At 58.3% G+C, this 14,823-nt stretch carries 8 protein-coding genes; 3 read left to right on the top strand and 5 right to left on the bottom strand.

The features are described from left to right. Nucleotides 1-165: 165 nt before the first annotated feature. The 5 genes from BGE01nite_RS06030 to BGE01nite_RS06010 form a co-directional block, all read right to left on the bottom strand. Nucleotides 166-5,247, bottom strand: a complete 5,082-nt coding sequence (locus BGE01nite_RS06030; protein ID WP_146849460.1) for a DNA repair ATPase — start codon at nt 5,245-5,247, stop codon at nt 166-168. 53 nt (nt 5,248-5,300) lie between these two features. Further along, the gene (locus BGE01nite_RS06025; RefSeq protein ID WP_146849458.1) at nt 5,301-5,564 is read right to left on the bottom strand and encodes a hypothetical protein; all 264 of its coding nucleotides are present in this window, start codon (nt 5,562-5,564) and stop codon (nt 5,301-5,303) included. A gap of 17 nt (nt 5,565-5,581) precedes the next feature. After that, nucleotides 5,582-5,857 carry a hypothetical protein gene (locus BGE01nite_RS06020; RefSeq protein ID WP_146849455.1) on the bottom strand — a complete coding sequence of 92 codons (276 nt, stop codon included), beginning with the start codon at nt 5,855-5,857 and terminating at the stop codon, nt 5,582-5,584. Between the two features lie 179 nt (nt 5,858-6,036). Beyond that, nucleotides 6,037-8,124: a flotillin family protein gene (locus tag BGE01nite_RS06015; RefSeq protein ID WP_146849453.1), complete on the bottom strand. Its 2,088-nt coding sequence runs from the start codon at nt 8,122-8,124 to the stop codon at nt 6,037-6,039. A gap of 30 nt (nt 8,125-8,154) precedes the next feature. Then, nucleotides 8,155-8,799 (bottom strand): hypothetical protein, encoded by a 645-nt coding sequence (locus tag BGE01nite_RS06010; RefSeq protein ID WP_146849450.1) that lies wholly within the window; start codon nt 8,797-8,799, stop codon nt 8,155-8,157. A gap of 360 nt (nt 8,800-9,159) precedes the next feature. Between BGE01nite_RS06010 and BGE01nite_RS06005 the strand changes: the two genes are divergently transcribed. From BGE01nite_RS06005 to BGE01nite_RS05995, 3 genes are all read left to right on the top strand, one after another. Further along, a complete protein-coding gene (locus tag BGE01nite_RS06005; protein ID WP_246145670.1) occupies nt 9,160-10,203 on the top strand; it encodes a thiamine pyrophosphate-dependent dehydrogenase E1 component subunit alpha in 1,044 nt (347 codons plus the stop codon). Next, complete coding sequence (locus tag BGE01nite_RS06000) at nt 10,200-11,165, top strand: alpha-ketoacid dehydrogenase subunit beta (protein ID WP_146849448.1); 966 nt, start codon at nt 10,200-10,202, stop codon at nt 11,163-11,165. The genes BGE01nite_RS06005 and BGE01nite_RS06000 overlap by 4 nt, the downstream gene beginning before the upstream one ends. Nucleotides 11,166-11,336: 171 nt before the next feature. Beyond that, complete coding sequence (locus BGE01nite_RS05995) at nt 11,337-14,636, top strand: leucine-rich repeat domain-containing protein (protein ID WP_146849445.1); 3,300 nt, start codon at nt 11,337-11,339, stop codon at nt 14,634-14,636. Nucleotides 14,637-14,823 lie beyond the last annotated feature (187 nt).

Genomic DNA, 14,823 nt, shown 5'->3' with positions numbered 1-14,823 from the left:
TAATGCATCATCGTGATCCTACCAGGGGTTCCCTTCGGTCACCCCTGGCTATTCACGGTGAACCACTCCGTGGTTCTCCAATCCAAAGACCTTCTCATTAAAAATCAAATGGTGAGTAAAGCAGGAAAAAGGTACGGACGCCGCCGCGCCTTCGCACGCGCTGGATCACTCCCCCTTCTTCCTCTTCCTCCCCAACGTCGGCTGCTCCACCTCGCTCGTGACATCAATCGGCGGCTCTCCGGCGACTTCCTTCTCCACCGGCTGCACCTTGATCTCGACATTCACCGGCACGGCGCGAAGACCTTCGATGATCGTGCGGAGCTTCTCGATCGTGAGATCAGACAGCGTCGGCTGCGACACCGCCTGCTCGATCTTCTCCAAGCCCGCGGTAAAGGCGCTCATGTGGCCGGTGATGCGGTTGATCGGATCATTCTCACCCGCGCCCCCCGTGAGCAGGTTGCGCTTGAACGTGCTCTTGATTTCAAGCCAGCGCGCCTTGTCCGCATCCGTGGCCAGGCCATTGATCTCGCGCCATTTCAAAAGGTTCGCCTCGGCAGCGGCGCTGAGCGTCTGGGCTTCGCCACGATAGTGATCCGCGATGAGCTGCGCCACCTCGGCATCCGTCATGAGCGGCACGATCTTCTCCGTGATCTTGTTCATGTTGCGGTAGCTGCCCTGGAGCTTGAAGGGCGGCTCGGTGCGGTAGGCATCCTCCGTGGCGGCGCTGCGCACATACTCCTGGTTCACGCGCAAAATGATCTCGCGCACATGCAGGAGCTTCTCCATCACCGCGACGGCATCATTGATCTCCTCCGCGCTGAAGCTGCCTTCGAACTCCACACCTTCGCGGCTCTTCGTCTGGGCGATCTTCAAAACGGCGAGCGCATCCGCATGACTGCGCGCGGCGATGCGTGACAAGGTCGAATTACTCGTTAGGCCGTTCTCGATGTAGCTGTCCTTGAAGGCGTCTTGATGCCCGCCAAGGATGTCGCCCAGATTATAGGTGTCCGCTCGATTCGCGAGCATGTCCGGCACCTGGAACTTGCCACCGACTTCCGTGTAAGGGTTGCCCGCCATGACCACGGCGACCTTGCGACCGCGCAGATCATAGGTCTTGGCCTCGCCTTGGAACACACCCTCGATCTTGCGCGTGCCGTCGCAGAGCGGGATGAACTTCTGCAGGAACTCGGGGTTCGTGTGCTGGATGTCATCCAGATAGATCATCACGTTGTCACCCATCTCGAACGCGAGGTTGAGCTTCTCGATCTCCTCGCGCGCACTGGCATTCTTCGCTTCGGAAGGATCCAGCGAGGTCACCTGATGACCGAGCGCAGGTCCGTTGATCTTCACCAACGTGATGCCGAGGCGGCTCGCCACATACTCCATGAGCGTGGTCTTGCCGTAACCCGGTGGCGAGATGAGCAAGAGAAGTCCCATGCGGTCCGTGCGAGTGTCCTTGCCCGCCGTGCCGAGCTGCTTCGCCAGGTTCGCGCCGATGAGCGGCAAGTAGACTTTATCGATGAGACGATTGCGCACGAAGGAGCTGAGCACACCGGCCTTGAACTGATCCAGGCGCAGGTCCTTGCGACGACTTTCACTGAGGCTGTGCTTGAGCTGCTGGAAGGCCTCAAACGCAGGCACGACCTCCGCTTCATACCGCTGCAAGCGCGTGGTGAACTCATAGTAGTCGAGCTCGAGGTTCGCCTCGCTGATGCGCCCATGCGTGCCCGTGAGACCGCTGAGTGTCACGCGTGAAGCAGGCTCCGTGGGCGTGGCAGCAGGCGGTGTGTCTTTGACGACCACCATGGCCGCAGTCTCGATGAGCACGCCGCTATCAGCACCCGGATTGAGAGCGCTAAGCCATTCAAGAGTGATCTCAAAGGCCAGCCAGGGCTCTGAAGAAAGGGCTTCAAGCGTGTCTTCAAAATCCTTCGTCGCACGCTTCGCGGTGAGTTCCTTGCGGAAGGTGCGCAGAAGATCAATGGCCGCCGCGGAGCGCGAGAAAGGATGCTTAGATTGGAGCTCGTCGACAAGGCAGGCGGCGATTTGAGAGACGGAGGACTGCGTGAGTGCTGTTGTGGCTGCGGGAGCCGTTTGGCCTTCGGAGAGCGCCAGAGGGCTGGCGCAGTCCAGGACGCTGGCGCGCATGCTTTGGTCGATGCGGCGAACGAGGGCTGGATCGACTTCGGATTTGGTTAGGCCAAGGAGCTCGCGCATCTTGCCTTTCGACTGCATGCGGGCGGTGAGGGATTTTTTGTCGGTGTCCTCGATCCAGGCGTGCCAGAAGAGACGGGCGTAGCCGCGGGCGGCGGGAGAGTGGCGGAGGAGGCCGAGGGCACCTCCCATCTCGCGGAGAGGCTTGAGGATAAGGGCTGCATCATGATCATGCACACCTTTGGTGTAACCTTCATGGTAGCGCTGGGACATGAAAGCGGCCACGTCATCACTCGCGCCAGCCTTGTGCATCTGCCACGCGAGATACTCCGCACGATACACCTCCGCGTTCTCCGAAACCACAGCCTGATCCCAAACGCTGCGCTGGGTCTCCAGCTCGGCATTGACCACCTTTTCAAAGAAGCGCGTGCCGGTGAGATGGAAGGCCAGGCTGCCATCGCGCGGCAGGATGGCCAGCTCCAGCGGCTGCTTGTTCACGCTGAACTGGTGCTGGCCGAATTTGATGAGGTCACCACCTCCCACAAAGATCTCCGCCTTGTCACGAATCTGCTTCAGCGAGTCCTGCTGGACGGTCTTGAGGCGTGTGGTCAGCTCGTCCGCGCGCACGCTGTCACCCAGCTTGCGCAGTTCGTCGATGAGATCGCGCAGCTTCGCCACCATGGCATCCGCGGCGAGCCAGGCGTGAACCTCCTCGGGTTTGGCAAAAGTGGTTAGGCGATTGCGGATGCTGCTGAGGATGCGCTCGGCGGACTGGCCGAGGCTGTTGCAGCGGCGGTTCAGCGCATCCGTCAGGCTCTGGCGGCGCGACTCAAAGGCGGTCTGCACCTCCTCGCGCTTCTTGATCAGCTCGGCGGCATAGTCATCGAAGTCGGAGAAGCGTGTCTCCATCTCCTCGATCTGCACCAGCACTCGCGTGAGAGACTCATCACACTTCTCCGGCGTGGTGGCCACCTCCAGGTAGTTCAGCACGCTCTGGCTGAGCAGGCTGAGCTGCGCCTGGAACTGCGCGGCACCTTCAGACTTCGCCAGATCATTGCGCCGGTTGCGCAGCACACTGCGCACCTGGTTGAGCTGAGCAAAGAGCGTGGAGATCCCTTCAATGATGCGCGTGGTCTCCGTGGCATCCTGGATCTTCAGGCCGCTGACGATGGCCGTAAGCATCTCCAGCTCATTGCTGGATTTCGCGAGCGCTTCCTCGACCTCTTGAGCTTCAGTCACTTTCGCGAGATTCGGCACGCGGGCCTGCTGCTCGGTGATCTGCTTGCGATACGGGTCCAGCGCTTCTGGCTTGAGCAGGAAGGCCACGCACTTGCCGCTGAGCTTGTCCGTGCCTTCCGCCAGGGACTTGTCCATCTGGTCGATGGCGGCAGCATCGGTATAACGAACATCGCGTAAAGAGATGGCCTGACCACGAAGCTCACGCAGCGTCGTGAGAAGCTGCACGAAGCCGAGGATGTCACTCGGGTCCGTGTTCGCCGCAGCACCGAGAGCCTTCTGCACCTTCTCCTGAAGGGCGTTGGTCTGCTCCGCCGCTGTTTTGCGCATGCGGCGCACTTTTTCAAACTCGGCCAGAGCGGCTTCAGCCGTGCCTTTGATCTCCAGCAGCGTGCTTTTGAGATCATGCGCCTCGGTCTGGCCTACCCAAAAGTAACTATCCGCCACATCGCCCGTGGCCCGCACGAGCTCGACATACAGACCGGAGAAGGAATCATCCTTCGCGAGCAGGGTGAGCACACCGTTGACCTCGGCCATGGCGCGGACGATTTCCGCGTTGCCGATCTTGCTGAGGAAGGTCTGCGCGGCCTTCGCCTCGCTGACATCCGCCGTGAGGAAGGGCGTGCGCCAGACCTGCACCACGTGGTGCTTGCGCGGCTCCGGATCAGAATCAAAGACAATGAGCTCGCCCGTGGGAAAGAGGCTGTAACCATGGCAGGGCTGCGGCGTGGCGATGCTCTGCGTGATGAGATTGTAACTGAGCAGCAGGTAGGTGCCGCTCTCCAGATGGCTGAAGACGTAAAGCGTGTCCTCGCCATTCGCAGCAGCGATGCGCTTCTCAAAACGCATGGGCGGCAGGCCCGTGTCGAAGCGGCGCACCTCGCCGGTTTGCAGCACGTAACCATGCGGAAAGAGAATGCCGTGATCATCCGGCAGCAGCACGCAGCTTTCGGCGATGCTATCAATGCGATGCGCCTCACGCGTGCGCTCATTGAAGACGAGATGGCGCCACTGCTTCTCCTGATAAGGCAGCACCTTCATCAGGATGAGATTGCCCACGATGGCGTAGTGCACCTCGGCATCATCCAGCGTCTGGTCCTTGTTCTCGACCGGCTCGCTGTAGATGCCGCGGCCAGTGTCCGTGTTGTTCTCCACCTTGACTGTGAGGTCACCGCCCACGGTCTCCACAAACACACGGTCCTCGATGCTGATGTGCGGATGCGCCCCGTGGCGATACATGTCACGCGTGGCCTTCTTCCACGCAAACTCCTGCGGCGTGGGGAAGACGAACTCGTGATCGCTGCGGTTGCCGAGATATTTTATTGTTCCCGCCTCATCATTGACCAGCCACTTGAAGGTTTTCACCTCGGTGGCGCGCTGTCCCACCTGAAAGCCCATGTAGAGATGCGGGCCGATGCGGTGAAACTTCAGGAAGGTCGCGTGCTTGTAGTAGCTGTAGAGATAACCAAAATCCTCCGCGAACTGCGGGTCACCGAGCAGGTTGTCCTTGTTGACGTGGAAGCTGTGATCCTCCGCATGGTAGTCATACACCGCGAAGACATCCTCGATCTTCATCGTGGTGCGCAGACCCAGATGAACATTGTAGCCGAACAAAAAGCGTTTCGGCCCGATGGCGGCCATGTCACGCGGCACGCAGTTGTTGTCCGTGGTCAGCCGCGTCGTGGTGAGCAGCGCGGTCTCGATGCCGCCGAACTCGGCCTTGCGGTCATTGTTCAGGAGATCCAGACGCCGCTGAAGCTCCGCACCATGCTTTGCGAGACGCTGGCGGATGACCTCATAAGCCCCGGCTTCAAGCTGGGACGGAGACTGGAGAGGAGATGGGGCGGGATCAGCCATTCAACACAGTATAAAGGTTCGGAACCCCGTTGGGGTTCGACGATGAAAGAGTTTCAGCCATGGGTGTCTCGCCAGATGGAGGTGATGGACCAGACCAGATGCAGAAGGATGAGGACGACGATCCATCCAGGGGTCGAGGATGCAGCCGCGAGATGAAGCACCACGGAGATCACGGTCCAGACGACTCGGGTGGCTGTGCCCCACGTCACTTTTTTCCAATGTTCCGGCTCCTGGTCGGGGAGCAAGACCACGATCTCCCGATCCACGATCTCGGGTGAGGAGGTCGTGCTGTGGGCGGATGGAGCGGCGATGGCCATTGGAAGACAACGATAGGTTACTTGTTGGCGGGATAGAGCTCATCACCCGCACACCAGCCGACAACGTAATCCAAGACATCCAAGACAGCATTATAGCGTGTCTCATCGACATCATTCTCATGCCGGCTTTGAAACTCCGCAAAGAGGTCATTCATGACTGATTGAGGCATTCCTTCGTCACGAAGCTTTTTGGCCAGATCCCAGAGCGGTTGGAACGGCGCAGGCTCGTCCAAGGTTTTGCGAATCGCGTCGCGAGCGTTTTCAAGATTGGGTGATGGAAGGAGATCAACCATGGGGCAGTGAGCGGCCAGTATGATGAGCGTGAACGATACGCGCGAGGGGGGCTTGGGGAGTGCTCGGGCCTTTGGTGGCCTTTTTGCAGATCAGGGGACACGTGAGAGCGCCAGAGGACTGGCGCACTCCAGGACGCTGGCGCGAGTGCCGGAGGCCTGGAGTGGCGCGGGCATCGGGATTACTTTTTTACTGCTTTGGAGGCGAGAAGGCCCGCCACGGTCTGCTCGGTGAGGCCGAACCTGGAGGCGGCGCCGATCATGCCGGTGAGCTTGTTCACGGTGCTGGCATCAGGATTGAGGCCGATCAATTTGGCAAACAGGGCGCTGAGGGTGAGGTTCTTGGTATCTTCACTGGTTAGGCCAAACTGGTCGATGATGGTCTTGAGCTGGGCTTTGAAGTAGTCGGGATCTCCATTGAAGAAGGTTTCCTTCACATCCGTGAGCGTGCGGCTGCCCTCCACCATGCGGTCGATGGCGCGGGCATTGCCGATGGCGTTGGTGATCTTGTCGAAGAACTGGGTTTCGCCGCCGATGATCTCGATCTTCGCAGACTTCATGGCCTCGCCGAGCACGCCGGCCTGGGCGGCGGCGATGTCCTTCTGGATGTGGATCTCCGCGAGGGCGATCGACTTGTCCTTGTCGAGGTTGAGCTTGAACTCCTCGTGAGCACGACCCGCGTCTTCGAGCAGCTTCATGGCCTGAGCCTTCTTGGTGATGCCATCAGCTTCAGCAGCGAGCTTGAGCTGCGTAACCTCGGCATCCACAGTGCCCTGTTTCTGCGAGGCCTCGGCCTTCGCGAGCAAGACCTGGGCTTCGCCAAGCCCGATGGCGGCGGAGCTGGCGGTTCTGCCTTCAGCGAGAGATTTCTCGGCGGAGGCATCCTTGGCGGCGGATTCCTGGCGAGCCTCGGCAAGCGTGAGGATTTCCTGAGCATGCAGTTCGGCGGACTGCTTGGCGGCCTCGGCAGCTTTGATGGCGGTGAAGGCAGCCTGCTCAGCAGCGAGCTGGGCAGCCTGCTTGGCGGCCTCGGCTTCCTTGATCTTCTGGATGAGCTGCTCCTGGGCGTTTTTCTCCGCATTGGTCAGGGCCACCTGCTTCTCGCGATCAGCGGTGGCAAAGGCCTCCGTGTCCTTCATCTTCTGCTGCTCGACCACCACGGTCTTCTCCAGAGCCACGCGGTCCTTGATGACCTCCTGGATGTTCTTCTTCTCAATTTCCACGGCCTTCTCTTTCTCGATGCTCTTGAGCGTGGTCACGCGCTGGCGATCGATGATCTCGAGATCGCGGTCACGGGTGACACGCTCCACCTCGACCGCATCCGTGCGTTCTTTGTTACGCTGGGCGACGAGCACCTGGCGGTCCTTGTTCTCCGTGGCGATGGCGATCTCCTCATCCGCGGCGATCTTCGCGCGTTCGGCTTTCAGGCGCTCTTCTTCCTGCACCTTCATGGTTTCAGCCTGCTCGCGGGCACGCACGCTTTCGACATCACGCTTCTGCTTGGACTCAGTCTCGGCGAGCTGGCGCTCGAGCTCCAGGATGGCCTCGCGAGCCTGCACGTCCTGCTGCTTGATGACCTTTTCTTTGTCACGCTGAATGTTATTCGAGAGCTTGGCCTGGGCAGCAGTGAGCTCGGTGATTTTCTTGATGCCTTCGGCATCGAGGATGTTGTCGGGATCGAGGTTTTCGAGGCGGGTCTGCTCGAGGAAGTCGATGGCGCAGTCATCCAGCGTGAAGCCGTTCAGATCTGTGCCGATGACCTTCAGGATCTCGCTCTTGAAGTGATCACGCTCATTGTAAAGCTGCACAAAGTCGAAACGCTTGCCCACCGTCTTCAGGGCCTCGGAGAACTTCGCATCAAAGAGCACGCGGATGGTGTCCACCGCACTGGCACGGGCACAGCCGATGCTCTGCGCCACGCGCAGCACGTCCTCCGGAGTTTTGTTCACCCGCACGAAGAAGGCCACCTTGATGTCCGCGCGGAGGTTGTCTTTGCAGATCAGGCCTTCATTGGCCTTTCGCTCGATCTCGATTCGCTTCACGGAGATGTCCATGTATTCGGCCTGATGCGCCACCGGGATGACGATCATGCCATTGAAGGACACCTTCGTGCCGCCGATGCCGTTTCGCACGATGGCCTGGCCCTGTGTGACCTTCCGGAAGAAGCGCGAGAAGAGGATGAGCACGCCCAGAAGGATGCCAGCGGCGATAACGACGACGAGGATGCTGCCTTCCAGCAGGACGGCGGCGAGGGGTGGTGTGGGATGCATATTTATGATTTACGATTTTTGATTTATGATTTATGATTGGAGAGGCTCGATGAAATACCAGACGTGGTCGGGGCCGGCTTCGGTGACACGCGCAGGGGTTCCTTTCGGCAAAGTTGGTTCGCCGGGCCGGGTGCGCACGTTGATCAGCAGCGGCACGCCGCGTGCATTGATCTCGAGCTGGCCGTAGCGCTCGTCCGCCTCGATGGAGCAGACGATGCCAGTGCGGCCGATGACCTCCTCCGCCTCGGTGTCCGCATCCGCCATGGCCTTGAAGAGCTTCGCGACCGGAATGGTGACCAGCTTCGTGCTAATGGCACTGAGGAGGAGATTCGGCAGGATGAGCAGCAGGGCCTGGCCCGTGCTGGCCTCGGCATTCCACAGCTCATTCAGCGCCAGGGAGATGAACCACATAAAGAGGATCATGAAGCTCATCCACACCACGATGGGCACCTGCGAGAAGCCAAAGAAGCGCCCCGCCGTGAGCCAGGCACCGCCGGTGTTCACCCCGTGGCCATGACTCACATCCGCATCGCCATCGGAGAGATCGTCTGGAAGGTCGGTTTCAAAGTCCAGCGCCCCTAAGATGACGAGGAGCCAGTAGAGGACCACCAGCACCAGGAGAAGTGAGAGGAGGATTTGATGCGGCGTGATCGCGGCCTGGAAGAGTTCAAACACGTTCGGGAGTTCGGCTGAATTGACCGCGATTTAAGCGACGGACGGAGGAGGAGGCGATTACAATTTTGTAGGGCGTATGGAAGTTCTCCTTGGGTTCTCGGTCTCAGTTCACGGTTCCCAGTTGGGCATTCATTCATATAGGCCCCATGGGACCTATCCGTACCATTCACCCGTGCCCCTCGGTACAGGTTCAGAACATGGGTAACACATTTGGGAGTGCCTCTAACCGAGAACACTGAACTGAGAACCGCCTAGGGGTGTGATTCCTCTCTGGACATCCGCAGGGGAGTGTGAAAGCATTTACTGGATGTCCGGTATCCTTGGTTTCTTGGAGACCGGGATTTCCTCCCGAAATCTGCCGTGCCTTCCGCCGCTTCCAAAACCTCCACTACCGCTGAGCCTCTCGCTGAGTTCCGAGAGGACTTTTTGAAGGCTCTCCGCAGCATGGTGCTCTCACGCACGCTGGAGGAGAAACTGGGAAGTCTCTACCGTGCAGGTGGCCGCATCGTCGGCGGGGTTTACCTCGGCCGTGGCCAGGAGGCCTTCAGCGCCGCGTCAGGCATCCACCTCCGCTGGGGAAAGGATGTCTATGGCCCGCTCATTCGCGACCAGGCCGGGCGCATCGCCTATGGCGAGCCGGTGATCGATACCCTGCGCACCTATCTAGGCACCGTGACCGGCCCCATGCGCGGTCGTGATGGCAACATCCACCGCGGGCAGCCGAAGATCGGCTACATGGCCATGATCTCGCACCTCGGCAGCCTGCTTTCCGTCGTCGCGGGCGCTTTGTTTGCCCGCAGGCTGCAGGGGCGGCTCGGTGACACCGTGGGTGCCACCAGCATCGGTGATGGCGGCACCTCGACAGGCGCTTTTCATGAAGGCATGAACATGGCCGCCGTGGAGAAACTGCCGCTTGTGGTCAGCATCGCGAACAATCAATACGCCTACTCCACCCCCACTGCCCGCCAGTATGCCTGTGAAAACCTTGTGGACCGTGCCGCCGGCTATGGTGTGGCCGGGCACTGCGTGGACGGTACGGACCTCCTGGAGTGTGTGAAGACTTTCCGCGCCGCTTATCAGCAGGCGCGCGCTGGCGAAGGGCCGCAGATCGTGGTGGGCCGCCTGCTCAGGCTGGGCGGACATGGTGAGCATGATGACGCCTCCTATGTGCCAGACCTGCAAAAGCACACGCATGAAGGCCGTGACTGCCTGGCCGTGGCGCAGAGGCAGGCCGTGGAGCACGGCTGGCTGACGGAAAAGGATGTGCTAGACATGCAGCAGGACGCCAAACGTGAGGTGGAGCAGGCAATGGGGCTGGTGATGAAGGAACCCGCGCCGGATCCGTATCGGGAAAACTGGCAGGCGCTTTCGACCGCCTGGCTCGTGGAGGGGCAGGAAGGATGAGCAGCATCACGTATCTCGAAGCCATCCGCGAAGCCCAATACGAAGCCCTCAAAGAGAACCCCAATGTGTTCCTTTACGGGCAGGACATCGGCACCTTCGGCGGAGCTTTTAAAGCCACAAAGAACCTCGGCCGGGAGTTCCCCGGGCGCGTCTTTGATGCGCCCATCAGCGAGGACGCCATGATCGGCATGGCCATCGGTGCCGCCGTGGAAGGCGCGAGGCCGATCATTGAGATGCAGTTCGCGGATTTCTCCTCCGTCGGGTTCAACCAGATCGTGAACCAGGCGGCCACGCTCTACTGGCGCACCAACACCCCCTGCCCCATCACCATCCGCCTGCCCTCCGGCGGCACCGCTGGCAGCGGCCCTTTCCACAGCCAGAGCATGGAGAGCATCTATGCCCACTATCCCGGCCTGGTCATCCTGACCCCCGCCACCGTGGAGGATGCCTACTGGATGCTGCTGGACAGCGTGAAGCTGGAAGACCCGGTCATCTTCTGCGAGCACAAGTTTCTCTACTACCACCTGAAGGCGGACGATTTTGGCCAGTCCATGCCCATCGGCAAGGCACGCATCGCGCGGCCCGGACGTGACGCCACCGTGGTCACCTACAGCGCCATGCTGCATGAGTCCCTCCGCGCCGCTGAGGAGCTGCGTCTGGACGGCTATGAGGTGGAGGTGGTGGACCTGCGCTCCGTGAAGCCCATGGACACGGACACCATCCTGGCCTCCGTGGCCCGAACCGGTCGTCTGCTCGTGGTCGGCGAGGCCTTCCCCTGGGGCGGTGTGACCTCTGAAGTCATCGCGCGAGTCGCCAGCGAGGCCTTCCATCTTCTGGATGCTCCGCCCCTGCGCCTGAACAGCAAGGACACGCCCATCCCGTATCACCCGAACCTGTGGAAGAGCCACCGTCCCACCACCTCGAGCATCGCCGCGGAGCTGAGAAAGCTGCTGCGGTATTAGTCGTTAGGCGAAAAAGTCACCGCTGCAACGCTGCATGAACTTGTGACGGCATCCTCGGCCAGTTTTTGTAGACAATCCCCACGCCGTTTTGAGCACTGTCTTGCCAACACGGAGATTTCTCGCTTGGATTCCATCGATTAGCCACCCCTTGGTCATTTCATTTGATCAAGCATGCCTGTTTCACAATTCTTTCCATCACTTACCATGGCACATAATGAGGCTTACAGGAAAGCTGAACAAAAGATCAAGGCAGCTCTTCGTTCAGGCGCTACCAAGTTGGATTTGACCGACTTGCACACACGAAGAGAAGGCGAAAATTTGACCGAGTTACCAGAGACGCTAAGCAAGCTCGGAACATTGCGCTCTCTTCTACTCGCAAACCATGACCTGAAAGTGCTACCTGAATGGCTGGGGCAGTTGACGGCTTTACAAACGCTGGACATCTCGAACAATCGATTGAGGGACCTGCCGGAAACGTTGAGCCAACTAACGTCTTTGCAGACACTAGACATCTCGTATAATTTACTAAATGGACTCCCTGATTGCGTGCAACATCTAAACCAGTTGCAATCACTTAGCATAGCCTCAAACCAACTGAAGGTGCTGCCTGACAAGCTGCTCAAGTTAACGCAACTAAAGCACCTCGATCTTTCCAACAACAACCTAACAACGCTACCGGAACGAATAAAAGAGTTGGCCCAATTGGAGGAGTTAAACCTAGCACGCAATAAACTGGAATTTGTGCCCGTTTCCATTTCACGACTTAAGCGGCTTAGGTTATTGAATTTATTTTCCAATCGGATTGAAAACATTCCAGATTGGATAGGCTCATTAAAATCCCTCGAAGATTTGGCGATCGGGAATAACAATATTCGCAGTTTACCTTTGGAGTTAGCAGGCTGCCAAGCTCTCACAAGCCTAGACCTAGGTGATAATGCTGGCGGATGCCCGTTGGAAGAATTTCCTGAAGTCATTCGGAGATTGTCGGCAATAAAGACTATCTGGGCTCAAGATTGTCATCTGCGAACTCTCCCCGGGTGGTTGGTCGAACTCGAATACCTAGCCGATCTCAATCTCGAAAGAAATCCGCTCCACCCCGAACTTGATGCCGCTTATAACAGCGGCCTTGATGGCATCAAACGCTATCTTCGTGAAATGGGTAAAGGCGCGAACAAGCGCTACGAGGCGAAGTTGCTTATCCTAGGGGATGGAAACGAAGGAAAGACCTGCGTTTCCCGTGCTTTGCGTGGAGAACCATTCCGCAAGCAAGTGTCCACCCGTGGTGTAGATGTGGTGCCTTGGATAGTGAAGAATCCCGATGACGAGGCCGATAGCGCCAAAGATATCACACTCAACATCTGGGATTTTGAGGGGCAGGAAATCAGCCATCAGACCCATCAGTTCTTTCTGACGTCACAGGCGCTTTATCTGCTGGTCTTCAAGTGCCGCGATCTTTTCTTGATAGATCGAGCGGAATATTGGTTGGACACTATTCGTGCCCGCGCACCTAAAGCCAAGGTTGCCATCGTCATCAGCCAATGTGAAGAACGTTCTCCTCACATTCCGATGGACCGCATTCAAACTCAATACGCCGAGATGCTGGCGGAGGAGTGGTTCTTTCCTGTGGGGTGTGAAAATGGCAAGAACATTGAAAAGCTTCGTGATTTTCTCCGGCGAGCTGCGGCCAACCTGGAGTTTATGGGAACACCCTGGCCCCAAACTTACGAAAGGGCGGAGATGGCACTGAAAGCCAAAGCGAGAACGAAGACTGCCCACCTGTCGCGAGCAAAACTGAATGCTATTTTGAAAAAGGCTTCAGTGAATTCAGATAACTATGATGGCGCGGCTGGTGCCATGGAACGCATTGGCGCCATCACGCAATTTCCGGATTGCCCCGATCTGAGCGATTTCGTGGTGATCAAACCCCAGTGGCTGACCAAGGCCATCAGCAAGGTGATGGAAGATGGCAAGCTCTCTGAAGATAAGGGTGAGATCGAGTTAAAGCGAATGGAGGCTATCTGGAGCGATGCAAACTATGACGGTATGTTTTCGACCTTCCATAACTGCATGAAGGAGTTTGAGTTGTGCTATGATCTGGAAGGAATTAGCCAATGCTGCCTCGTGCCTCTGCGGTTTGGGTATGTGCCACCTCCGATACCATGGAGTGACGAAGATGGGATCAAGATGCGGAGGATGGAATACAAGCTTAACATTCGCCCGCCGATGGGCATCATGAGCCGATTCATCGTGAAGACTCATCACATGATTGTGAAAACGGCGGGCCACCCCAAAGGAATCTACTGGCACAATGGCGTGTTCTTGAGGACGAATAGTCCAGTGCCAAGCGAGGCCTTGTGCGAGTTTGTGCCGGATGAGAGAGTGCTTCGTGTCGAAGTCCGAGCCGCCTTTCCTCAAGCGATGTGCGAGCAGATCAATGGATACATCCAAGCCGTCTTCTCTTTCTTTGGGGGCTTATCGGCGGAACGTTCTTTCGGTTGCATCAAGGTGAGTGCTGCTGGTCGCGAGCACCGATGCAAGGGTCTGTACACCGAAAAGCGTATCTATACTGCTCTCGCTAACCAAAGGGAGGCTATCGATTGTGAGTTCGAAGATCATCAAGTAGACCCACGTGTGCTTATCGGGGGGTTCAGCAGTTTCAACGACTTCATCGCACAGAGAGTCAGGAGAATGTTACGAGAGGAACTCGATAAGGAACCAGATTGGGCCAAACCGTTCGTGCGTGATATTTGCACAGTGGTGGAGTGGGCAGATGATCACGCTGACAAACTGAACGAGCTCCTCAAAGGACAAGCCCATCTCTCCGACGAGTTCAAGCAGCAGGCCGAACTGAAGCTGCACGAATATCTGGCCCAGATGAACGAGCTGCTGAATGACCGCGATGCCACATCGGCACCGGGGATTATCTCCATTCACACCAAGGACCGGAGTGCATGGAATCCGGCGAGTTACTTCAAGAAGGCTTATGTGATCACGCCCTACTGCGAGTCTGCGGATGGTATTCACGCCTGGACTGAAGGTGCCGTGGAGTTCACGAAGGATCGAGAATGGTGGAGAAAAACGGCCCCGTGGATTGCACGCGGAACGAAGTTGCTCAGCGCTGGATTGCAGCTGGGGATTGCCGGTGTGCCTTTGATGGCGGGGGCTGAGGTGGCCAAGGAAGTGGAGAGTGAGCTGAAGTTCATGACCGCGCTTGCAAAACACCTGGACCTGGAAGCCCCCGAATCAGAAAAGCTCGACGAGGCTCTAGCCATCCTCGAAGAGGAAGCGGCATGCAATCTCAAGGGCCAAAGTGAGGCAGCGCGCCTCGCCCGCGCTGCACTTACGCGACTACTCGAAGAAACAGCCCCAGACAATTATCGCGCAAAGACATGGGGCGGACTACGCAGGGTGCGAATGCCCGACAACTCGCATCGCTGGCTTTGCGGGTGCTGCGCCGAAAAAGTGCGTTGAGCCCAGGATTCACCTCCTCCGAGAAAGGAACTCTAGAGATGATCATGATGGCTTCCAGCATCGCCGCGGAGTTGCGGAAGCTGCTGCGGTATTAGTGGTTAGGCCAGCGGGCGCTTGCACACTCTCGTAGGCTCGTTCGCCAGAACGAGGGGCTTGAAATAGCAATACATCGCTCATCCGACTGTAA

Origin of the sequence: Prosthecobacter gellanilyticus (assembly GCF_007992435.1) — a bacterium.
Classification (GTDB): Bacteria; Verrucomicrobiota; Verrucomicrobiia; order Verrucomicrobiales; family Verrucomicrobiaceae; genus Prosthecobacter; species Prosthecobacter gellanilyticus.
The sequence above is the reverse complement of the archived record's forward strand: the minus strand, read 5'-3'. Positions and strand labels throughout refer to the sequence as shown.